20 protein-coding genes are annotated in these 20,229 nt (G+C 67.6%); 7 read left to right on the top strand and 13 right to left on the bottom strand.

Annotated features, from left to right (window positions below; genetic code table 11):
- Positions 1–11: 11 nt before the first annotated feature.
- Entirely contained in the window at positions 12–1,085 is a 1,074-nt protein-coding gene (gene pufC / locus ROR02_RS03420; protein WP_170244934.1) for a photosynthetic reaction center cytochrome PufC, read from the top strand.
- Positions 1,086–1,235: 150 nt separating this feature from the next.
- Entirely contained in the window at positions 1,236–1,610 is a 375-nt protein-coding gene (locus ROR02_RS03415; protein WP_147162610.1) for a DUF4870 family protein, read from the top strand.
- A gap of 232 nt (positions 1,611–1,842) precedes the next feature.
- Here ROR02_RS03415 and ubiV read toward each other — a convergent pair whose 3' ends face one another.
- From ubiV to ROR02_RS03400, 3 genes are read right to left on the bottom strand one after another with little or no spacing between them, the layout of a single operon-like run.
- Positions 1,843–2,745 (bottom strand): ubiquinone anaerobic biosynthesis protein UbiV, encoded by a 903-nt coding sequence (gene ubiV / locus ROR02_RS03410; RefSeq protein ID WP_147162609.1) that lies wholly within the window; start codon positions 2,743–2,745, stop codon positions 1,843–1,845.
- A gap of 37 nt (positions 2,746–2,782) precedes the next feature.
- Positions 2,783–3,802, bottom strand: coding sequence for a ubiquinone anaerobic biosynthesis protein UbiU (gene ubiU, locus ROR02_RS03405; RefSeq protein ID WP_147162608.1), 1,020 nt, complete (start codon positions 3,800–3,802; stop codon positions 2,783–2,785).
- The gene (locus tag ROR02_RS03400) at positions 3,795–4,463 is read right to left on the bottom strand and encodes an SCP2 sterol-binding domain-containing protein (RefSeq protein WP_147162607.1); all 669 of its coding nucleotides are present in this window, start codon (positions 4,461–4,463) and stop codon (positions 3,795–3,797) included. The genes ubiU and ROR02_RS03400 overlap by 8 nt, the downstream gene beginning before the upstream one ends.
- Positions 4,464–4,900: 437 nt before the next feature.
- On the opposite strand from ROR02_RS03400, the gene phnF reads away from it, so the two are divergent.
- On the top strand, positions 4,901–5,629 hold the full coding sequence (gene phnF / locus ROR02_RS03395; RefSeq protein WP_147162606.1) for a phosphonate metabolism transcriptional regulator PhnF: 729 nt from the start codon (positions 4,901–4,903) through the stop codon (positions 5,627–5,629).
- On the opposite strand, the gene ROR02_RS03390 is transcribed toward phnF, so the two are convergent.
- Together ROR02_RS03390 and ROR02_RS03385 are read right to left on the bottom strand one after the other, a co-directional pair.
- Positions 5,587–6,723, bottom strand: coding sequence for a hypothetical protein (locus ROR02_RS03390; RefSeq protein ID WP_147162605.1), 1,137 nt, complete (start codon positions 6,721–6,723; stop codon positions 5,587–5,589). The two genes, phnF and ROR02_RS03390, sit on opposite strands and share 43 nt — an antisense overlap.
- A gap of 70 nt (positions 6,724–6,793) precedes the next feature.
- Positions 6,794–7,522 (bottom strand): hypothetical protein, encoded by a 729-nt coding sequence (locus ROR02_RS03385; protein ID WP_147162604.1) that lies wholly within the window; start codon positions 7,520–7,522, stop codon positions 6,794–6,796.
- Between the two features lie 284 nt (positions 7,523–7,806).
- On the opposite strand from ROR02_RS03385, the gene ROR02_RS03380 reads away from it, so the two are divergent.
- Positions 7,807–9,579: an SLC13 family permease gene (locus ROR02_RS03380; RefSeq protein ID WP_246135379.1), complete on the top strand. Its 1,773-nt coding sequence runs from the start codon at positions 7,807–7,809 to the stop codon at positions 9,577–9,579.
- Positions 9,580–9,851: 272 nt separating this feature from the next.
- Here ROR02_RS03380 and ROR02_RS03375 read toward each other — a convergent pair whose 3' ends face one another.
- The 3 genes from ROR02_RS03375 to ROR02_RS03365 all read right to left on the bottom strand — a co-directional run bounded on the left by ROR02_RS03375 (position 9,852) and on the right by ROR02_RS03365 (position 13,070).
- Complete coding sequence (locus ROR02_RS03375) at positions 9,852–10,073, bottom strand: FeoC-like transcriptional regulator (protein WP_170244933.1); 222 nt, start codon at positions 10,071–10,073, stop codon at positions 9,852–9,854.
- On the bottom strand, positions 10,070–12,424 hold the full coding sequence (gene feoB, locus ROR02_RS03370) for a Fe(2+) transporter permease subunit FeoB (protein ID WP_147162601.1): 2,355 nt from the start codon (positions 12,422–12,424) through the stop codon (positions 10,070–10,072). The genes ROR02_RS03375 and feoB overlap by 4 nt, the downstream gene beginning before the upstream one ends.
- Before the next feature lie 322 nt (positions 12,425–12,746).
- Positions 12,747–13,070, bottom strand: coding sequence for a FeoA domain-containing protein (locus ROR02_RS03365; RefSeq protein WP_147162600.1), 324 nt, complete (start codon positions 13,068–13,070; stop codon positions 12,747–12,749).
- A 202-nt stretch (positions 13,071–13,272) separates the two neighbouring features.
- Between ROR02_RS03365 and ROR02_RS03360 the strand changes: the two genes are divergently transcribed.
- Entirely contained in the window at positions 13,273–13,632 is a 360-nt protein-coding gene (locus ROR02_RS03360; protein WP_147162599.1) for a hypothetical protein, read from the top strand.
- Between the two features lie 112 nt (positions 13,633–13,744).
- Here the strand turns inward: ROR02_RS03360 and ROR02_RS03355 are convergent, their stop codons facing one another.
- Positions 13,745–14,020 carry an acylphosphatase gene (locus tag ROR02_RS03355; RefSeq protein ID WP_147162598.1) on the bottom strand — a complete coding sequence of 92 codons (276 nt, stop codon included), beginning with the start codon at positions 14,018–14,020 and terminating at the stop codon, positions 13,745–13,747.
- A 121-nt stretch (positions 14,021–14,141) separates the two neighbouring features.
- Between ROR02_RS03355 and ROR02_RS03350 the strand changes: the two genes are divergently transcribed.
- Entirely contained in the window at positions 14,142–14,723 is a 582-nt protein-coding gene (locus tag ROR02_RS03350; RefSeq protein WP_147162597.1) for a septation protein A, read from the top strand.
- A gap of 13 nt (positions 14,724–14,736) precedes the next feature.
- Here the strand turns inward: ROR02_RS03350 and ROR02_RS03345 are convergent, their stop codons facing one another.
- From ROR02_RS03345 to aspS, 4 genes are all read right to left on the bottom strand, one after another.
- Positions 14,737–15,183 carry a hypothetical protein gene (locus ROR02_RS03345; RefSeq protein WP_147162596.1) on the bottom strand — a complete coding sequence of 149 codons (447 nt, stop codon included), beginning with the start codon at positions 15,181–15,183 and terminating at the stop codon, positions 14,737–14,739.
- A gap of 261 nt (positions 15,184–15,444) precedes the next feature.
- Positions 15,445–16,248: an ATP12 family chaperone protein gene (locus tag ROR02_RS03340; protein ID WP_147162595.1), complete on the bottom strand. Its 804-nt coding sequence runs from the start codon at positions 16,246–16,248 to the stop codon at positions 15,445–15,447.
- A gap of 37 nt (positions 16,249–16,285) precedes the next feature.
- Complete coding sequence (locus tag ROR02_RS03335) at positions 16,286–16,993, bottom strand: HAD-IA family hydrolase (protein ID WP_147162594.1); 708 nt, start codon at positions 16,991–16,993, stop codon at positions 16,286–16,288.
- A gap of 11 nt (positions 16,994–17,004) precedes the next feature.
- On the bottom strand, positions 17,005–18,807 hold the full coding sequence (gene aspS / locus ROR02_RS03330) for an aspartate--tRNA ligase (RefSeq protein WP_147162593.1): 1,803 nt from the start codon (positions 18,805–18,807) through the stop codon (positions 17,005–17,007).
- Between the two features lie 199 nt (positions 18,808–19,006).
- Between aspS and rnd the strand changes: the two genes are divergently transcribed.
- Complete coding sequence (rnd, locus tag ROR02_RS03325) at positions 19,007–20,176, top strand: ribonuclease D (RefSeq protein ID WP_147162592.1); 1,170 nt, start codon at positions 19,007–19,009, stop codon at positions 20,174–20,176.
- The last annotated feature ends 53 nt before the right edge of the window (positions 20,177–20,229 follow it).

Below are 20,229 nucleotides of genomic sequence, written 5' to 3'. Positions count from 1 at the left end.
GGAGCTCCACGATGAGTATCTTTAAGCAAAAGGGCCCCACCCCTGTCCTGGTGTCCTACGCCGTCTGGATCCTGCTGGGCGTCGGCCTTCTCCATGTCGTCCTGTTCTGGGCGATGAACCACACCACCAGCGTGCAGGCCGGCTATCGCGGCACGGGCATGCAGACCATTACGGCGACGAACAAGCCGGCTCCGGCTCCCCTTCCCGCCGTGGTGGCGCCGGTCGAGGCTGGCAAGGATCTGGCCAAGGACGTTTACCTGAACGTCCAGGTGCTGGGGAACCTGAAGACGGAAGAGTTCAACCGTCTGATGGAGCAGATCACCGCCTGGGTGTCGCCGAAGGAAGGCTGCTTCTACTGCCACTCCGACCAGGGCCTTGATGTCGATCAGCCCTACACCAAGGTTGTGTCGCGTCGCATGATCGAGATGACCCAGTTCATCAACGCGAACTGGACCAGCCACACCCAGCCGTCGGGCGTGACCTGCTACACCTGCCACCGTGGCAAGCCGGTCCCGGCCAACATCTGGTACACCGAGCCGGCCAACACCACCGTGGGCCTGGGCAACGACGCCGGGCAGAACAAGCCCAGCATCGGTCTGACCGCCATGCAGCGCGACGTGTTCACGCCGTTCCTGATGAACGCGAACCAGATCCGCGTGGAAGGCGTCACCAGCCTGCCCAAGAAGGGTACCGTTGGTAAGGGGCCGACCCTGCAGTCCACCGAAGCGACCTACTCGCTGATGGTGCACATCTCGAAGGCTCTGGGCGTGAACTGCACCCACTGCCACAACACCCAGTCGACCGCCGACTGGTCGCTGTCCACGCCGCAGCGCGTGACGGCCTGGCACGGTCTGAACATGATCCGGGCGATCAACACCGAGTACCTGGCGCCGCTGGCGTCGGTGATGCCGGCCAAGCGTCTGGATGGCTCGGCTCTGCTTGGTCCGACGGGCGATGCCCCGAAGGCCAACTGCGCCACCTGCCACAACGGCGAAAACAAGCCGGTTCAGGGTGTGTCGTTGGTTGAAACCTTCCCCGAGCTGAAGGGCCCCGTTGCGGCGCCCGGCAAGACGGCCGCGAAGTAAGGTTTCCTCGACCCTGTTCACTGTCGGTGACGGCGCGACTTTTGTCGCGCCGTCCCTTTTTTTTGGGCGGACCGGACAATTTTTCTGCCGGTGCAGCGTCGAAACACCCCCGGATACCCGGGCACGACACCCAGACTAACAGGAGGCTCCATGACCGAGACCGAGGCGCCGGCTCCGCAGCCGGTCGAAAGCGCCGCCGTGCGCGAGCGCAAGCAGGTTTTCCTGATTTATGGGCTGTTCATGGTCGGTTTCCCGACCGTTTTGCCCTTGCTGGTGGGGGCCGTCATGGCCTTTCGCAACATCAAGAACGCGGGCGAGATGGCGCGTTCGCATTTTGTCTATCAGATCTATACCTTCGTGGGCGTGGTCGTGCTGGGGGTGATCGGCCTCCTCTTGATGAAAATCACCATCGGCTTCCTGGTGCTGCTGTTCGCGGTGATCTGGGGCGTGACGCGGTGCGTGAAGGGGCTGACCTGGGCCACCCAGTACCGGGGCGTGGCCAATCCGACCAACTTCCGCTTCTGATTGTTTGTCTCAGGGGGCTGGAGAGCGCCGCTATCCCGCCCTCCGGGGCTTTATGTATGGGAGGGGCAGGATTCATCCGCCCCTTCCTGGCGCGTGGCAGGGCTCAGGATGTCAAGCGAGGGCACCGGGCGCGCAGGAAAGCGCCTTGGGCCCGCCAGAGAGGCCGCGAACAAAAGCCCCCGGCGCGGGACGCCGGGGGCTTTGTCATCACGAAAAAAGGCTGAGGCGCGCGTTACGCGGCCCAGGTCGAGCCTTCGACGCCGTAGTAGAAGCCATTGGCCGGATCACGCTCGCCCAGCAGGGCAAGAAGCGCTTCCTCGGCGGCCGGAGCCTCCAGGGCGCCATCAAGCAGCTTGCGATAGACGGCGGCCACGGCGCTCATGTCGAGATCCAGGGGCGACAGACGCAGGCGGCCAACGCCCATGTTCACCAGTTCCGCGATTTCAGCGATCAGGACGGTGACCGCGTGGGCCTGGGTCTGAAGGCCGTTCAACGTGAGGAAGGGCTGGCCATCCACTGTATCCACGGCCATGCCTTCGGCGTCGCGATCACAGACGTACTGACAGCCGTCCTTGGTCATGCCATAGGCCCGGGCATGGTGACAGCGCGCGGAAATGGCCAGGGGCGCCTTTCCGAACACTTCCACTTCCATGACCATGCCCAGATCGCGACCGCGCCGGATCAGCACATCCAGGGATTTGCGATCGATTTCCCAGGGCAGGCACATGGCGACGGCGCCCCGTTCCGCCAGCACTTCCAGGGTGCCGGGGTTATACACGTTGATGTGGGGGCCAACGTGATGGGGGCGTCCGACAACGCCGCGCAGGGCGCCGGCATCGTTGGCCTCGATCGTCAGCGAGGGATCCTCGACCAGATCGGCAATGGCGCGGCGCTCCGGATCGGTGGTCGCCAGGGACAAGGTCGAGTGCACCACCTTGCGCCCGGCGGCTTCCAGGGCCGTGATCGCCTCGGCCATCACGGCGCCGTTGATCGCCTGCCGCTTGGCACAGATTGTTTCGCCCATGTAGACCATGTCGAAGGTCGGATCGGCGGCGATGCCTTCATAAAACGAGGCCCGCCGGGCCGCCGTCCAGTTGTAGGTCAGCGGTCCCAGCGCGATCTCTACGCGGTCCATCGGGTATTCTCCTTGTCCATCGTCGGGGAGGGCCGCGTTAGCGCCAGTCACGGCGGTAGGCGCCTTCGGTGCGTCCCTGGCCTTCCATCAACTGCCGCGTGGCCGGATCGGCCAGGCGGGAATCGCTGTCGATGGCGGCCCGCAGCGAGCGGACGACCTGGGCGACGTAGGCCTTGCCGCGCTGACGTCCTTCGACCTTCAGCGCCTTGACCCCGGCCGCCTTGAGCTCGGGCAGGATGGTGGTGGCGTCGAGGCTGGTGGGATCCTCGAACAGGTGGCCGGTGCGGGCGGACGATGCGAAGCGGCCCTTGCACAGCGTGGGATAGCCGGCCGACTCGCCCGCGTCGAACCGGTTGATGGTGAAGGCGCCCAGGCGGGAGACCATCACGTCGCCTTCCTGTTCGTAGCGCACATGGCTGGCGGGCGAGCACACGCCGTCCTTGTTCGGCGAAAGGCCGGTGGCATACGACGACAGGGCGCAGCGGCCTTCGGCCATCACGCACAGGCCGCCAAACACGAACACCTCGGTTTCCACGGGCGCGACCGCCCGGGTCAGGTCGGCGATTTCGGAAACCGACATGACGCGCGGCAGAACCACGCGCTTGATGCCAAAGGCTTCCTGGTAAAACTTGACCGCCTCGGGGTTGGAGGCCGAGGCCTGGACCGACAGGTGAAGGCGCAAGTTGGGGTGTTTCTTGGCCGCGTAGGCCAACAGGCCCATGTCGCACACGATCAGGCCATCCACCGCCAGGTCTGCCGCCACGTCGACCGCGCGGCGCCAGATGGCGTCATCGCGGGCATCGGGGTAGGTGTTGACGGCGATCATCGGCTTGACGCCGTGCGCGCGGCAGGTGGCGACGGCCTCGCCCGCTTCCTTCTCGGTGAAGTTCAGGCCCGGGAAGTTGCGCGCGTTGGTACGGTCGCGAAAGCCGAAATAGATGGCGTCGGCACCGGCTTCGACGGCGGCGGTGAGCGCGGCGGGCGTGCCGGCGGGGCAAACGAGTTCAATGGACGAGTCCGACGACGACGCCGGACGCAGGGGGGTGACTTCAGCCATGGGCCAGTTCCTCTCGCGAGACGACCTTGGGCCGGCGTCCGCCCGACCCGCTGGTTTCAAGGCGGGTGACCCGGGCCGACAGGCGGGCCACGTCGCCGCGCAGCGGGGCGAGCAGCAGGGATTGTGCCTTTTCCAGGTCGGATTTGGCACGTTCGTGCAGCGGCGCGAGGCGTCCCGACAGATGTTCGATCAAAGTGGCGACGGGGCCGGGCAGGTCCCGCATCAAGGCGCCCAGGTTCATGCCGGCATCCTCGATGGCGTAGCGGAACGCCATGACCAGGCCGGTATCACCTTCGATGGTCAGCGCGCGCGAAAAGAACGCACCATCGCCATCGGGACCGTTTTCGGCGGCCATCAGGTCAAGCAGCACTTCGGGAGCGGCGCTCACCACGGCGGTGCCCAGGCTGTATTCGGGGCGTTCCAGGAACACGTCGAGGCCGTCCGGGCCGCCAACGGCGATTTCCACCGAGACCGGCCAACCAATCGGACGAATGGAAAGACAGCCGGTCTGTCCGTCCAGGCGCCCGGAAAGAGGGCCGCCCCAGGCGCGGATCCAGCGGCGGAACACGGGCGCCGTGATCGCCCGCATCACGGACAGGGGGAGCGGGCGCGCAAGCTGTCCCGCAATCATCAAGGGTGTCAGACCGGACGCATCGGTCATCGGGTCGTCCTCCGTGGCTGTCGCGAAGGGGTGAAGGTAACGGTCGAATCCGACCACGGCATTGATCCAGGTTAAAAGCACGCCTGTCCCCCGGACGCAAGAGGCGACTGGGGGACGGGGTTTTTCCCGTGGGTCCGGGGAAGGGGGCCGCCCGGCGGGGAGCTTTTTCCGATCTTGCGAGGACTTGACTACCCTGGCGACGTCGCGTCAACAGCCGAAAGAGCGCGATCCGTCAACTTTTTTGGCCGCCGCTGGCCTCGGACGACAACAGGAGGGAGACACACGGCGCCCGTGCCTCCTGGGAGGGATCAAGGGGCCCGTCCGGAAAACGCCAGGCGGCGGGGGGACTTCCCCGGCTCGCCATTTCATTGATTCGGGGGTATTATCTCCAAAGGAGCCACCGGACGGGGGGGCCGGCCCGCCAAGGAGGGAAGGCCATGATGGCACTGGATCGCAGTTCGGGGACCGCCTTGTGGCGGCAGATCCAACGGATCATCGAGGGGCGGATCAGCCAGGGACTGTTCTGTCCGGGCGAACGTCTTCCGACCGAACATGAATTCGCCCTGCATTTTGGGGTTAACAGGCATACGGTTCGCCAGGCCATCGGGGGGCTGGTCGAACGGGGACTGCTGCGGGTGGAGCAGGGCCGGGGCACGTTCGTGCGCGAGCCGGTGATTGAAGTCGGCCTGTCGGGCGTGGGATTGCCCACCGATGCCGAGGCGTTCGCGGGACGGGGACGGCGCACCGAAATCGTCGGGCGTGGCGAGGAGCCGGCCTCGCGCGAGGTGGCGGCGGCCCTGGGGGGCGCCGCCGGGGCCCTCGTGGACCGGGTCGACATGGTGGGCGAGATTGATGCGCACCGGGTGCTGATGGCCACGGTGTACCTGCCCCGCGCCCGGGGTGGCCTGCTGGCCGAGGCGCTGGCGGCAACGGGCACGCTGGAGGCGGCCTTGCTCCGGATGGGCCTCGGGGCGTGCCGCGCGACCATGGGGCGTCTTCTGGCCCGGTTGCCGACCCCGGCCGAGGGGCGCGTGCTCGGGCTGGCCCGCAACCGGCCGCTTCTGGTGACCGAGGCGGGGCTGATCGACGCTTCCGGCCGTCCCGTGGCCTATCGGGTGGTCCGTTACGTGGGGGGCTGGGTGCGGGGACTCCTGGAGCCCGGCTGAACTCCGGGGGCGCCGTGCGCGGCCAGCGCCAGGAAGCGGGCGGCCTGGGCGCGGGGGGTGTAGTGGGCGAGCGCCCACGCGCGCCCGGCGGCGCCGATTTCGGGCAGCGTGTCCTGAAGGGCGCGCAGCCGGTCTATGTCGCGGTCGAGATTGGCCAGATCCAGGCCCACGTAATGGACCCAGTTCGTGGGCAGAACCGGCAAGGCGGCCCCATACAAGTCAAGGTCCAGGGTGATGGCCACGCACCCGGTCAGGAAACATTCCCACAAGCGCCAGCTGTCCCATCGCAAGATCGTGGGGGATCTTTCAAACTGCATGTTGTCGCGATAAAGGGCATCGTGGAAATACGGATTGGCGGTCATGTTATTAAACAGAAAGCCACCGTAGGCGAGGCATCCCAGTGCCCCGGCAAGCTGGTTCAGGTACTCGGCGCCGCTCACGCTGACGCCCAGGGAACTGTCCTCGACCGTCACGGCCTCGCGCAGGTGCGGCAGGAAAACAAAATCCATCATGTCGCGCACCGACTGGTTCATGGAGGGCCGGAAGGTGCGCAGGAACACCGGGCGACGGGGGCCGTCCACGGTGGCGGGAGCGTTGGCCAGCATGCGCCGGGTGATGCCAAAGGCCCAGGGGACGCGCGTGCCGGTCACGCGGACGAACCGGTTTTCGTGGGCGGTCAGAACCGGGAGATCGGAGGGGAAAAAAGTCAGGTTCACGTGGTCGGTGGCGTTGGTCAGGAACACCCCGGGATGGCCCAGGGCGCGGGCCTGATCAAACAGGGGTTGGTCCAGCGCGTGGAGCTCCCGGACCCGGTAACTGCTTTCGATGACCACCAGCGCCGCCTGGTCGAGACGTTCGGGGTGGGCTTGCAGCCGGGGCGGCGTGCCATTGGCCAACCGGCTCCAGGGGAGTTGCGCGCACCAGCAGGGAACCCCCCAACTGCCCAGGCCGTCGATCAGGGCTTCGGCGATGACCAGCGGTTCGTAGACCAGATCGAAGAACACCCCTCGACGACGGCATTCCTCCAGCAAGGCACCGGTGGGGGCGTCGAGATCGGCTTCGGCCGGGGCGGTCTGAATAACGGGAGAGGTCATGCCGGAGAGGCCTTCGCAAGCAAGCAGCGAACGGACAGGCGGGGAGGCGATCGAAGAGGTAGCCCGGGACTCAGGCCGGGTTCCCCTGGAAAACGGAAATCGTGCCCGAATCGGGCCACAGGGCGATCACGTGCCGCGCCAGGGCGTCGAGGGTTGAACGCCACCAGGATTTTTCCCGAGGGACGGCGGTCGACGGGTTCAGCGTGGCGGTGTCGTGACCCAGCAAGCGGTCCGCCTCGCGCATCAAGGCTTCCAGATCGCTTTGGGCCGAGGTCGACAGCAGGTGGTCCGGGCAGTGGGCCAGGATGCGTTCCATGCACGCGAAAACCGCGTCCAGGCGGATGGCCAGGGGATGGGTCAGCAGTCGGGAAGGCAACGGACGCAACACGTCGGAAACCGGCACCCCCATGGCCAGGCCCAGGTCGCGCTGGGCGGTCAGCCGGTCGAGGGCCAGTTCCACATCCAGGGTCAACGGCTGGTCGAAGGGCGGCAAGGTGACGGCATCGGCATCGACCAGGCGGGTTTCGATGGGGTTCCCCGTGAACGCGGCCCCGAGCATGTCGTCCAAGGTGGCCTCGAAAAAGGCGGGCAACTGGCCGGGCAGGGGCGAAGGCCGGGGCGAACGCAGTTCCGGTGTCAGGGGGCCGGTGGCCCGGCGCGAGGGCTCGGCGCGCGGGAAGGGGGGGAGGGGGCTCCCCTCGCGGACGGAAGGAGGGGGCGGCGCCATGGGGCTCTGGTCGGAATATGGCGGGGCAGGCCGGGGACGTTCGGCAAGCGAAAAACTGGACAGCGCGGTCATGGGAACCGTCCTTCTTCCATTCCCCCCACGGCGGGGGGCGCCGTGGAGAGACGTCGGGAAAGGGCGGGGCTGGGGTGCCCTCGATGACGGCCATCTTGGCGGGCAAGCTTTGAGAAGCCGTAAACAAGTCCCTAAAAGAAGGACCGCTTCCGTAATGAGGGAGCGGGCCGCGCCCGGGAGGAAAGGGCACGGCTCCCCTTGCATGGCTTGGCGCGCAACGCCAGTGTGACCAGAGCGTCTTTCTCACCACCCGTCCCTTGGGAGACCCGACCATGGACCTTGGAATGCCTCTTCCGGCCCTCGTCGCCCTGGCCACGGTGGTTCTTCTGTTCGTTGCCTTTCTGAGCGAGCGTTTTCCGCCCGATGTGGTGGCGTTGCTGGGCGTCGCCTTGATGCTGGGCACGGGGGTGCTGTCCACCGAGGAGTTTCTGGGCGTGTTTTCCAACAGCGCGCCGATCACGGTGGGGGCGATGTTCATCCTGTCGGGGGCCCTGTCGCGAACCGGAGCCATCGAGGCCTTCGGCGAGACGGTGATCGCGCTGGCCCGCGGGCGGCCGACCGTGGCGCTCGCGGTCATGGTCGCGACGGTGGTCGGCTTGTCGGCGGTGGTGAACAACACGCCGGTGGTGGTGGTCTTGATCCCCGTGGTCATCCGGCTGGCGGGCGGACTGGGGAAGGCGCCGTCGCGTTTTCTGATTCCCCTGTCCTACGCGGCGATCCTGGGGGGGACGTGCACCTTGATCGGCACGTCGACCAATGTCCTGGTGGACGGGGTGGCGCGGGCCCAGGGGCTGGCACCGTTCGGGCTGTTTGAAATCTCCGGCCTGGGGCTGGTGATGGCGTTGGTGGGGCTGTTGTACCTTGTGCTGGCCGGGCGGTATTTCCTCCCCGAGCGCCCGACCGTAAGCGCCACCTTGGGCGAGGCCGCGCCGATGCGTTTCCTCACCGAGGTCGTGATTCCCGAGGGATCCCCCCTGATCGGGCTGCCACCACGCGAGGCGGGCGTGTTCACGCGCCATGACCGTCGGTTGATCGACGTCTTGCGGGGCGATGAATCCCTGCGGCACGATCTGGGCTGCGTGACCTTGCAGGCCGGGGACCGGGTGGTGGTGAAAACACCGGCCCACGAAGTCATGTCGCTGCGCGAGGAAGGCGCTGTGGCCTTTCACGATCCCCATGCCCTGGAAACCATTGGCCGGCGGGAAACCCGGGTGGTGGAAGGCGTGGTGGCCCCCGAAAGCCCCTTGCTCGGGCGTCCGCTGCGCCTCGCGCGGCTGCGCCGGCGCTATGGGGTCTATCCGCTGGCCATGCACCGCCATGGCTCCAATCTGGGGGTTCATCTGGAATCCATGCAGATCCGCGTGGGCGACACCTTGCTTCTGGAGGGCAGCCCCGAGGATCTGAACCGGGTGTCCGAGGACCTGGGGCTGGTTAACCTCAGCGAACCGCGCCAGCGTCCCTATCGCCGCCGCAAGGCCCCCCTGGTCGCGGTGGTGCTGCTGGCGGTGGTCGGGCTGGCCGCCTTGGAGGTTTTGCCCATCGCGGCGCTGGCGGTCATCGCGGTGGCGGTGGTGATCTCGGCGGGCTGCATCGACAACGACGAGGCCTACCGGGCCATCGAATGGCGCATTCTCGTGCTGATCTTTGGCATGCTCGCCATCAGCCGGGCCCTGGAGAGCACGGGCGCCATGCGGATGGTGGTCGAGATTTTAATGAGCCTGACCGGGCACTGGCCCCCCCACGCGGTGCTGGCGCTGTTTTACCTGCTGACCTCGATTCTCACCGAACTGATTTCCAACAACGCGGTGGCGGTGCTGATGACCCCGCTGGCCATCGGGGTGGCGGCGCACATGGGGGTGGACGCGCGGCCGTTCGTGGTCGCGGTGATGTTCGCGGCCTCGGCCAGTTTCGCGACGCCGATCGGCTACCAGACCAACACCTTGGTGTACGCCGCCGGCGGATATCGCTTCTCCGATTTCCTGCGGGTGGGGGTGCCCTTGAATATTTTGCTGGGCGTGACCGCTGTTCTTCTCATTCCCCTGATGTGGCCGTTGTGAAGAAAAAAGACTTCAAGACAAGGAGGGAATCTGTCCTGGACGGGAATGGCGAAGGGCGATCTTCCAGGCGCGAGGCGATCCTTTTATAAAGGGTCGTTTCGACACCGATGCGCGATGCATTGACAAAATGCTTGTATCGTTTCGAAATGGCATCAAACGATCTGCGATCGTGGCCTGATGTTTCTCCGCCGCCGGGCTCTCGGGTTCCACCCGAAAAAAAACCGCGCGGCACGGGCCGCGCGGTGGGACAGGGGACGACGGTGGAAGGGGGATCAGCCACCGGTCCAGACGTACAGGGGACCTTCCTGTTTCTTTGCGCAGGTGCAGCCGCTCTTGGAGCAGGCCTGGGCCCGCTTTTCGATCACGCCCCGGCGGATCCAGTGGTCCATCATGGCCTCGACGGCCTCGGGCGCGGCGTCCAGGGTGCGCGACAGTTCCAAAAGCGTGGCTTCGCGGTGGTCGCGGACGGTGTTCTTGAGGCGTTGCAAGATCATGCCCGGCCCTCCCGCGCCAGGGCCGCGGGGGAAGTCCCCGCCGACCGGGTGCGCCGGCCCACCGTGGCCATCCCGGTGATGACCAGGACGACGGTGATCCCCAGCGCCAGGATCCATGCCAGGCTGCTTTCCGGATGCTGGGCGAACGTTCCGGCCTGATAGGTGATGGTGGCCACGATGTAGGCGGTGCCGGTGGTCCACGCGGTCACGAACCCGGTCCAGCCCCAGCCCAGTTCCCGGCGGATGGCGCCGAGCACGGCGACGCACGGCACGTAGAGCAGGACGAAGAGCATGTAGGACAGGGCACCCAGCGGTCCGTCGAAGCCATGGGCCAGGGCGTTCAGGGTCGGGCTGGTTTCCTCGACCCCGGGATCGGCCAGGCTTTCCAGGTCCAGCGGGTCGGCCAGCAGCGCGCCCAGTCCGGCGAAGTTCTCGGGAATGGTGGCCACGGCCTCGGCCAGGGCATCGGTCAGCGAGAAGGCGGCTTCCTCGGCGTCGGCCGGCGCGTCGGCCTCGGCCGTGGCGGTGTACAGGGCATCCAGGGTGCCGACCACGGCTTCCTTGGCGAACAGGCCGGTGACAATGCCCACCACCGCCGGCCAGTTTTCTTCCTCGACCCCCAGCGGGGTGAACAAGGGGGCGGCGGTCTTCGATACCTGGGCCAGGATCGAGGTGTCGTTGCCGGCGTGATCAAAGCGCCCGTCGGGACCCAGGGCCGACAGCACGTTGAGCACCATCACCACCAGGGCGATGACCTGGCCGGCCTTGACCACGAACACCTTGAGGCGGGTCCAGGTGTGCAGCAAGACGTCGCGCAGGCGGGGCATGCGATAGCTGGGCAGTTCCAGCATGAACGGCGACGATTCCCCGGCCAGCAGGGTCTTGCGCAAAATCACGGCCGTGAGAATGGCCACCAGCACGCCAACCAGATACAGGCCCATGACCACGTTCTGGCCCCCTTGCGGGAAGAAGGCGGCCACGAACAGGGCGTACACGGCAAGGCGCGCGCCACACGACATGAAGGGCGCCATGGCGATGGTCAGGGCCCGGTCGCGCGGGCGTTCCAGCACGCGGGTGGCCATCACCGCCGGCACGTTGCAGCCAAAGCCGACGATCAGCGGCACGATGGCCTTGCCGGGCAGGCCGATCCGGTTCATCGCCCGGTCCATCACGAAAGCGGCGCGGGCCATGTAGCCGCTGTCTTCCAGCACGGTCAGGGCCAGGTACAAGGCGCCGACCACGGGAATGAAGGTGGCCACCACCTGGATGCCGCCCCCCAGGCCGTCGGCGGCCAGCACCCGCACCCAGTCGGGAGCCCCGATCGCGGTGAGGATGGTTCCGAAGCCATCCACGAAGATGGCACCGGCGGCCAGGTCGAAGAAATCGATGAAGGCGCCACCCACGTTGATGGTGAAGGTGAACAGGGCATACATGACCAGCAAGAAGACCGGAATGCCCAGGAGGGGGTGCAAGACCACCGAGTCGATGCTGTCGGTGCGATCGACCGCGCGGCCTTCGGACGTCCGGCGCTGGGTGGTGCTGGCCAGGGTGTGGGCCAGTTCGAAGCGCGCGCCGGCAATCAGGCTGTCGGCTTCATCGCCCTCGGCCTCCTGGATCCGGGCCCGGTGATCCGAGACCAACGGCGCGATGTCGGCGGGCAGGCGGGCCAGAACGGTGTGATCGCCTTCAAGAAGGGTCAGCGCCAGCCAGCGCTGGGAGCTGCTGCACCAGGGGCCGGTTCGTTCACCCAGCTGGCTTTCAATGGCCTTGACCGCCGTTTCAACCGCGGGCGCGTGCGCGACCAGGGTTGAGGTGGCCGGGCAGGGCAGGCGTCCGAACAGGTGGGCCTTGAGTTCCGGGATCCCCTGGCCAATGGTGGCGGCCACCGGAACCACGGGACAGCCCAGGCGCTGGGAGAGGGTTTCGATATCGGTGCGCAGGCCCGCGTCCTCGGCCGCGTCGCTGAGGTTCAGGGCCACCACCACCGGCAGACCCAGTTCCAGGAGCTGCACCGTCAGGTACAAGGACTGCTCCAGGCGGGTGGCATCGACCACGTTCAAAACCAGGTCGGCGGCGCCCGATGCCAGGTAGTCGCGGGCCACCGCGTGATCCAGGCCCCCGTCGCCGTCTTGCGGCGTGAGGGAGTAAAGACCCGGCAGGTCGATGACCGCGACGCTCTGGCCATCCAGGCGGCACGACCCTTCCTTGCGATCGACGGTAACCCCCGGGAAATTGCCCACCCGTTGGGTGGCCCCGGTCAGGCGGTTGAACACCGTGCTTTTGCCCGAGTTGGGCGGCCCGATCAGGGCAATGGTCCGCTGGCGCGGATCCTGGGACGAGGTGGACGACATGGGCGCAACCTTTGGTGGTGCATTCCCGGACAGGGACTGGCGAAGGTCCTGGGTCGGGAATGGGAACGAACGGGGCCCCAAGCAGCGATCAACCGGTCAGGACGGTTGACCCGGGCGTGCCTGGGGGGGACTGAAAACCGGGCCCCGGTTCTTGCCGGGGGCGCCTTGAGGACAGGCCGCGCGGAAGGGGCGGCGTGACACAGGAAAGTCTTCCTGGTTGAAGCGCGGCGTCAAAACACTTTGCGACCTGCTTTGTCGCGCGCTTCCCGTCCGTGACGGCCCAAACGGCCGTCCCGGGCACGGGACCCATCGAAGGGAAGGGTTACGGACAGGTGGCGCGAACCATGACCTGGCGGGCCAGCAAGGCCCCGATGGCCACGGTCATGCCCCCGCGCCGTACCGCCACGCCGCCGCCGGTCAGGCGTCGGACGACGGTCAGCGTGTTGCCCACGCGGACCCCCAGGTCCCCCAGGTCGCGGGCGATTTTCCGTCCCCCCAGAATGCCGGTGACCAGGACCGGCCCGCCGCTGCCAGAATCGGCGAGGGGGCGATCCGGTGCGCCTTCACAGCCCTGGGACGCACAAGGGGAAGCGGCGGCGGTGGCGGAAGAGGGGGCCAATAGCGCGCTTTCTCCATGAAAAGCCATCTGCTTGGATCCTTCAGGGGGGGCCAGGGATTTTCGTCGGCCCGCAACAGCGAATGGTTCTTAATATCGAAACCATACGGCTATTGCGGATGATATGCAACACCAAAACCGGGCGTCCCGACCATGCCCGCGCCCGCTTGTCGGACTTCCGGGGGCGTGGCAGTGTTAAGTGCCTGTCCAGAATGGCAAGGAGGCTGAGGGAATGGGCAAGGGAACGGGGATGGTGGGCGCTGGCCTTCTGGTGGCGGTGCTGGCGGGCTGCGGGGGGGGCTCGCCGGGGGGGCCTGCTGGTCCCGGCGACGAGGCCGGCCGCGCCGCCTACCGCGCCTGCCAGCGCTATGCCGATGACCAGGCCGAACGGCGGTCGGGCGCGTTTCACGGCGCCGGCGTCGATGACATGAGCGCGGGCGATCCCCGGGCCCAGATGGCGGCCTACGAGGCGCGCCGGGCCTACGACCGGGCCCTGGGCGAGTGCCTGGACCGCCAGGGCATCGCGCACGGGCGTTCCCCCACCCAGGGCCCCGACTCGCTGGAGCGCGCCCGTGATCGCCTGCGCTGGTAGGCCCCCGCGCGGGTGGACCAAGGAGTCGGGCTGAACCCGCCCCCCGGGGACGATCGTCTGCTTGGGAAAAAGGAGGCTGTCCGGGTGCTGGCGCGGTCCCGGCCCCGGACGGTCATACCGTGGGCAGCTGGCGAAAGCCGGCGCGGTCGGGGGCCGAGGCGGGTTCGATCAGCACCGCGTCCACCCGCGCCGCCGGCGGGCCCTGGTGACAGGCCCGGATCATGGCCTCCACCTGATCGTCGGCGCCGTGGAACAGGGCCTCGACCGAGCCATCGGCCCGATTGCGCACCCATCCGTCCAGGCCCAGCTTCGTGGCCGTTTCCACGGTCCAGCCGCGATACCACACGCCTTGCACCCGGCCCAGGATGCTTGCCCGTACCGTCTTCATCGTAGCCTCGTGATTGCGGCGGTTGCGCCAAGCGCCTTCGCCCGGCACTGTAGGCCCGGGGCCGGGGCCCGATCAAGCCCGGTCCGTGGTCTGGTTTTCTGTCCTGGAAGCGCGCACGACGATGAGCCCCTTTGTCAAACTGGCCCTGGAAGCAGGGCCGCTGGTGGTGTTTTTCATCGCCAACGCCGTGGCGGGCCTGATTCCGGCTACCGCCGTGTTCGTGGGGGCCACCGTGCTCTCCTTGGGGCTGTCGTGGCTCCTGATGCGCAAGCTGCCGGTCATGCCACTGGTGGGCGGCGTGTTCGTGATTGTCTTCGGCGGCCTGACCGTGGCGCTGGACGATGATCTGTTCATCAAGATCAAGCCGACCGTGGTCAACGTGCTGTTCGCGACCCTTTTGTTCGTGGGCCTGGCCACGCGGCGTTTGTTCTTGAAGCTGGCTCTTGGCAGCGCGTTGCATCTCAGTGATGAAGGCTGGCGGCTCTTGAGCGTGCGCTGGGCCTTGTTCTTCCTGGCGCTGGCCGCCTTGAACGAAGCGATCTGGCGCACGGTTGATTCAGATCTGTGGGTGGCCTTCAAGGTTTGGGGGATCTTGCCCCTGACCGTGCTGTTCAGCCTCGCCCAGGTGCCGCTGATCAACCGCCATCAGATCCCCGAGCCGGACGCGCAAACCCCGGCTTCCGAGAGTCCACCTGGCGCGTGAACCGTTTTTTCGATCAGGACGCCTTCTTGAGGGTCACGGCGTTGCGGCAGTCGTCAGAGCCGCGCCGGCAAAGGCTGACCACGGGGTCGCGCATCAACTCCACGGCCCAGCACGCCGCCGGCGCGACCGGGCCTTCCACCGTGCGGCTTGCGCCCGGGGCGAGACCGCTTCCCTCCAGGGAGGCAAGCTGATCCTTGCCCTCGGGGTCACGGTAGTAGCCAAACGAGACCTGGAACGCATCCAGGGTTTGAGAGCCCTGGTTTTCAATCACCAGGCGCGCCACGCACGACGGTCCCGAACCGGTTTCCTGGTCGCGCAAGGGGTGGGTGGCGATGCGGATGGTGGGGCCGTCCAGGCACGCCGACAGCAGCAGGACCCCGCCCAGCAGCAATCCCGCCGCCCGGGGGCGCGGAAAGAAGCGGAAGGGAAAAGGGCTGAAGGGGGATGAGGGTGTGTGCATGTCCGCCGTCCGTCTCGGGGGCCCGCTCCGCACTTAATGCCACGGGCCGCCTTGGCCCACCAGGGCATCAATAAAAAACGGGCTTCCTGCCCCGAAGGGAAACAGCTCCCTATCTGGGGGACGCCTTGACGTCCGATGGTCCTTTCGGGGCGTTCCCTTGAGGGTCTTTTAGGGGATCGGACCCACGGACCGCAAGAACGGGACGGCGGTAAAGGAAAAGAGAAAAAAGAGGCCCGAGAGGGGCCGGGCCGCCCCTCGGGATCAGGCCCGGGCCGGATCGCTCGCGCACAAGGCGAGGAAGTGGCCGGCGGCGCGGGCATCGGCTTCCAGTACCCGGTGGCGGGCCGTGGCCTCGGCATCCTCGCCCCAGCGCTCGGCCTGGAACAGGTCGTCGATCTGGGAAATGCGAAAGGCCTCGGTCGCCTCCAGGCGCCGGTGCGCCACCGCGAGCCCCAGGATCACCGACCCGGTGATCGCGGTCAGGGCCTGGGCGACGGTCAGGGTCCAGGGATCAAGGGCCGCGAGGCTGGCCTCAAGCCGCTTGAGGGACCCGGCGGGCTGGGGGGTGGGCATCAGGCCCCGGGTGACCTCCAGGCGGATGCCCAGGGTTTCGGCGGCCCAGGCCAGCAGGGGCGGCCAGGCCGCGTCCTGGCGCGCCACCAGGTCGGGCGGCTCGGCGGCGCGATAGCACAGCAGATCGGTGTCGCCATAGCGGACCAGGGCCGCGATCACCGCCTCTTGAGCCGGCATCACCCGGTCAAGCGCGGTGTTGGCCAGCGCGGTCAGGGGCATGGTTTCGGGCTCGATGGTGTCGCCTTGGGCGCGCCATTCCCCGGCCATGGCCTCGGCCAGCGCGGGCGTGGGCGCCACCAGGGGCAGGCGGGTGGGCGTGCGCACCGGCTTGCCATCCAGGCGCAGCCCGAACCCGGTTTCCTCGGGGGCCACGGCGACCGTTTTGTAGAACCGCCGGCGCAAGGTGGCCGAAAGCGGCTTGTCCACCTGGCGCGAAGGCGGCGTGACCGGGCGGGGCGCGTCGGCGGGCAGGGAAGAAGAAGAATCGCTCATCGGCACGGATCCATCGGGCAAGGCAGGCAAAAACACGTCACGGGGTGGGCGGGGACGCCGGTCCCAGGCCCAGGCGTTCGCTCAGGAAGGCCGTGGCCTCGGCGAAGGTGCGCGCGACGCCCTGGGCGCCGGCGGCCATCAGGGCCTCGGGGGCGTGGCTGCCCCAGGTCACTCCCAGCGCGGCCACGCGGGCGCGGCCAGCCATTTCCATGTCGAAGGTGGTATCGCCCACCATCACCGTCTGGCCGGGATCGGCGCCCACGCTGGCCATCGCGTCCAGGATCATCCACGGATCGGGCTTGCCCGGGCCGTCGTCGGCGGTGCGCACGGCCACGAAACGCTGGGTCAGCCCGTGACGCTCCAGGAAGGCCACGGCGCCCCGACGCGACTTGCCGGTGGCGAGCGCCAGCAAGACGCCCTGGGCCTCCAGGCGGTCCAGGGCCTCCCGCGCCCCCGCGAACAGGGGCTCGGAGAAATCAGGCCGGTTGCGCCGGCTGAAGAACGCCTCGCGGTAGGCCACGCCCAGGCGGGCCAGCGTATCGGCTTCCGCCTGGGGAACCAGGATGGCCAGGGTTTCGTCCAGCGACAGACCGATCACCCCCCGGACCGCGTCGGGCTCGGGCAGCGGCAGGCCCGCCGCCTGGAACGCGTCGTTCATGGCGGCGATGATGTTGTGGTGGCTGTCGGCAAGGGTGCCGTCCACGTCGAACACCACCAGGGGCAAGCCGGCGTCCAGGGCGCGCATCGTTCGGGGCCTCAGGACGAGGACCGGTCGCCGCTCACCGCCTTGACCGGCGGCGCGACCCGGATGTGCAGTTCCTTCAGTTGCTTGTCGCTCACCGTGTTGGGCGCTTGCATCAGCAGGTCCTGGGCTTGCCCGTTCATCGGGAACAAGATGACCTCGCGGATATTGGGCTCGTCGGCCAGCAGCATGACAATGCGGTCGATGCCCGGGGCCGAGCCACCGTGCGGGGGCGCGCCGAACTTGAACGCGCGCAGCATGCCGCCGAACCGGGCCTCCACTTCCTCGCGCGGGTAGCCGGCGATCTCGAAGGCCTTGTACATGATGTCCGGGCGATGGTTCCGGATGGCGCCCGACGACAGCTCGATGCCGTTGCACACGATGTCGTACTGGTAGGCCTTGATGGCCAGCGGGTCCATGGTTTCCAGGGCTTCCATCTCGCCTTGGGGCATCGAGAACGGGTTGTGGCTGAATTCGATCTGCCCCGTGTCCTCGTTCAGCTCGTACATCGGGAAGTCGATGGTCCAGCAGAAGCGGAACACCCCGGTTTCGCGCAGGCCCAGGTCATCGCACAGGCGCTCGCGCACCTGCCCCGCGAACTTGGCCGCCTTCAGCATCTTGTCGCAGGCGAAGAACACGGCGTCGCCGGCCTTCAGGTTCATTTGGGCACGGATGGCTTCCACCCGGTCGGCTTGCAGGTTCTTGGCGATCGGGCCCTTGGGACCGGCTTCCTCGAACACCACGTAGCCCAACCCGCCGGCGCCGCTTTCGCGGGCCCATTCGTTCAGCTTGTCGTACCAGCCGCGCGGCCGGCCGGCGGCGCCCGGCGCCGGAATGGCGCGGACCACGGCCCCGGCCTCGATCTGGCGCGCGAACAGGCCAAAGCCGCCGCCGGCGAAGGCCTCGGTCACGTCGGCGATGCGCAACGGATTGCGCAGGTCGGGCTTGTCGGAGCCAAACTCCAGCATGGCCTGGTCGTAGGGGATGCGCGGGAACGGCGGCGGCGTGACCTCGCGGCCCTGGCCGAACTCCTCGAACACCCCGGCCAGCACCGGCTCGATGGCCGCGAACACGTCTTCCTGGGTGACGAAGCTCATCTCGAAATCAAGCTGATAGAACTCGCCGGGGCTGCGGTCGGCCCGGCTGTCCTCGTCGCGGAAGCACGGCGCGACCTGGAAGTAACGGTCAAAGCCGCTGACCATCAGCAGCTGCTTGAACTGCTGCGGCGCCTGCGGCAGGGCGTAGAACTTGCCCGGGTGCAGGCGCGACGGCACCAGGAAGTCGCGGGCACCCTCGGGGCTCGACGCGGTCAGGATCGGCGTCTGGTACTCCAGGAAGCCCTGATCGGTCATGCGCCGGCGCAGGCTGGAAATCACCTTGCTGCGCAACACCATGTTGGCGTGCACCTTTTCGCGGCGCAGATCCAGGAATCGATAGGTGAGGCGCATGTCCTCGGGGAATTCCTGATCCCCGGCCACGAGGATGGGCAGGACCTCGGCGGTCGACTGCACCTCGACGGCGCGCGCGCGCACTTCAACCGCGCCGGTGGCCAAGGTGGGATTCACGGTTTCCGGCGTGCGCGCCACCACCTCGCCGGTGACGGTCAGCACGCTTTCAACACGCGCGGATTCCAGGGTCGGGAACACGGGGTCGGCGCTGTCGCAGACCACCTGGGTGATGCCGTAATGGTCGCGCAGGTCGATGAACAGCAAGCCGCCATGATCGCGCTTGCGGTGAACCCAGCCGGACAGGCGCACGGTCTCGCCCACCAGGGCGGGAGAAGCCTGGGCGCAGGTATGGGTGCGATAACGGTGCATGGCCGGGATCCCTGAAAAAACGCGAGAGTCTATGGAAAGAGGGTTGGGGCGGGAGGGGACACCCTCGTCCGTGGTTTGTCAAGTCACCCTGCCGCGAAAGGCCTTCCCAAGGAGGGCCACGACGGGCACGGCGCGGGGCGCGTCCGGGAGCGGCGACGCCTCTTGCCCCGCGCGTCAAGGAGAGCTATACGAATGCGTCATGTCCTTGATTTCCAGCACCGAAGATCTCACCGCCCTGTGTGACCGCCTGTCCCGGGAACGCTATGTGACCGTGGACACCGAGTTCATGCGCGAGAAAACCTACTGGCCCAAGCTGTGCCTGATTCAGGTCGGCGGGGAACAGGAGTCGGCGTGCATCGATCCCTTGGCGCCAGGGTTGAGCCTGGAGCCGTTGTTCACCTTGATGGACGACGAGCGCGTCTTGAAGGTGTTCCACGCCGCCCGCCAGGATCTGGAAATTTTCCTGCACGAATCCGGCCGCCTGCCGCGCCCCCTGTTCGATACCCAGGTGGCGGCCATGGTGTGCGGCTACGGGGATTCCGTGGGCTACGAAACCCTGGTCAGCAGCCTGACCCGGGCGCGCATCGACAAGTCCATGCGCTTCACCGACTGGTCGCGTCGCCCGCTGAACGCGCGCCAGGTCGAATACGCCCTGGGCGACGTCATCCATTTGCGCGCCGTTTTCGAAAAGCTGGAAGCGCAGCTGGCTTCCAGCGGTCGCGCCGGCTGGCTGGACCAGGAAATGGCCATCCTGACCGACCCGGCCCAATACCGCGTGGAGCCCGAGGAAGCCTGGCTGCGCATCAAGGCCCGTTCGCGCTCGGGTCGGTTCCTGGGCCTGCTCAAGGAACTGGCGGCGTGGCGTGAACGCACGGCCCAGGAACGCGATCTGCCCCGCAACCGGGTGATCCGCGACGAGGGCCTTCTGGAAATCGCGGCCAGTGCCCCCACCTCGACCGACGCCCTGGCCCAGTTGCGCAGCGTCTCGCGGGGGCTGGCCGACGGTCCCTTGGGCCAGGGCATGCTCGAAGCCGTGGCCCGGGCCCTGGCGCTGCCCGACTCCGCGTTGCCGCGTCCGCCCCATCGTGAGGACCTGCCCCAGGGACTGGGGCCGGTGGTGGACCTGCTGCGCGTGCTTTTGAAGATGAAGTGCGAGGAAAGCGGCGTCGCCCAGAAGCTGGTGGCGACCATCGGCGATCTGGAACGCATCGCCGCCGACGACGCGGCCGAGGTGCCCGCGCTGGAAGGCTGGCGTCGCGAGCTGTTTGGCGCCGATGCCCTGCGCCTGAAGCACGGCCATCTGGCCATCGCCCTGACCCGCGACGGGCAGGGTCTGCGCGTGATTCCGCTGGAAGACTCGGAGCGCTGACGCGCGTCCCGCGAACCCGGCCCTGGATGTTTTCCCCCGGCCCGAAGGGAATC

Origin of the sequence: Pararhodospirillum oryzae (assembly GCF_007992075.1) — a bacterium.
GTDB lineage: Bacteria > Pseudomonadota > Alphaproteobacteria > Rhodospirillales > Rhodospirillaceae > Pararhodospirillum > Pararhodospirillum oryzae.
Note: the sequence above shows the minus strand (reverse complement) of the source record. Positions and strands in the feature narration are given on the sequence as shown.

Bases quoted from the DNA above. Each gene is read 5' to 3' on its own strand.
- ROR02_RS03350 (WP_147162597.1), top strand. From the start codon at position 14,142: ATGAGCCCCTTTGTCAAACTGGCCCTGGAAGCAGGGCCGCTGGTGGTG.
- ROR02_RS03345 (WP_147162596.1), bottom strand. From the start codon at position 15,183: ATGCACACACCCTCATCCCCCTTCAGCCCTTTTCCCTTCCGCTTCTTT.
- aspS (WP_147162593.1), bottom strand. From the start codon at position 18,807: ATGCACCGTTATCGCACCCATACCTGCGCCCAGGCTTCTCCCGCCCTG.
- ROR02_RS03355 (WP_147162598.1), bottom strand. From the start codon at position 14,020: ATGAAGACGGTACGGGCAAGCATCCTGGGCCGGGTGCAAGGCGTGTGG.
- ROR02_RS03340 (WP_147162595.1), bottom strand. From the start codon at position 16,248: ATGAGCGATTCTTCTTCTTCCCTGCCCGCCGACGCGCCCCGCCCGGTC.
- ROR02_RS03375 (WP_170244933.1), bottom strand. From the start codon at position 10,073: ATGATCTTGCAACGCCTCAAGAACACCGTCCGCGACCACCGCGAAGCC.
- ROR02_RS03380 (WP_246135379.1), top strand. From the start codon at position 7,807: ATGCCTCTTCCGGCCCTCGTCGCCCTGGCCACGGTGGTTCTTCTGTTC.
- ROR02_RS03400 (WP_147162607.1), bottom strand. From the start codon at position 4,463: ATGACCGATGCGTCCGGTCTGACACCCTTGATGATTGCGGGACAGCTT.
- ROR02_RS03415 (WP_147162610.1), top strand. From the start codon at position 1,236: ATGACCGAGACCGAGGCGCCGGCTCCGCAGCCGGTCGAAAGCGCCGCC.
- ROR02_RS03335 (WP_147162594.1), bottom strand. From the start codon at position 16,993: ATGCGCGCCCTGGACGCCGGCTTGCCCCTGGTGGTGTTCGACGTGGAC.
- pufC (WP_170244934.1), top strand. From the start codon at position 12: ATGAGTATCTTTAAGCAAAAGGGCCCCACCCCTGTCCTGGTGTCCTAC.
- ROR02_RS03390 (WP_147162605.1), bottom strand. From the start codon at position 6,723: ATGACCTCTCCCGTTATTCAGACCGCCCCGGCCGAAGCCGATCTCGAC.
- phnF (WP_147162606.1), top strand. From the start codon at position 4,901: ATGATGGCACTGGATCGCAGTTCGGGGACCGCCTTGTGGCGGCAGATC.
- ubiU (WP_147162608.1), bottom strand. From the start codon at position 3,802: ATGGCTGAAGTCACCCCCCTGCGTCCGGCGTCGTCGTCGGACTCGTCC.
- ROR02_RS03360 (WP_147162599.1), top strand. From the start codon at position 13,273: ATGGGCAAGGGAACGGGGATGGTGGGCGCTGGCCTTCTGGTGGCGGTG.
- ROR02_RS03365 (WP_147162600.1), bottom strand. From the start codon at position 13,070: ATGGCTTTTCATGGAGAAAGCGCGCTATTGGCCCCCTCTTCCGCCACC.
- rnd (WP_147162592.1), top strand. From the start codon at position 19,007: ATGTCCTTGATTTCCAGCACCGAAGATCTCACCGCCCTGTGTGACCGC.
- ubiV (WP_147162609.1), bottom strand. From the start codon at position 2,745: ATGGACCGCGTAGAGATCGCGCTGGGACCGCTGACCTACAACTGGACG.
- ROR02_RS03385 (WP_147162604.1), bottom strand. From the start codon at position 7,522: ATGACCGCGCTGTCCAGTTTTTCGCTTGCCGAACGTCCCCGGCCTGCC.
- feoB (WP_147162601.1), bottom strand. From the start codon at position 12,424: ATGTCGTCCACCTCGTCCCAGGATCCGCGCCAGCGGACCATTGCCCTG.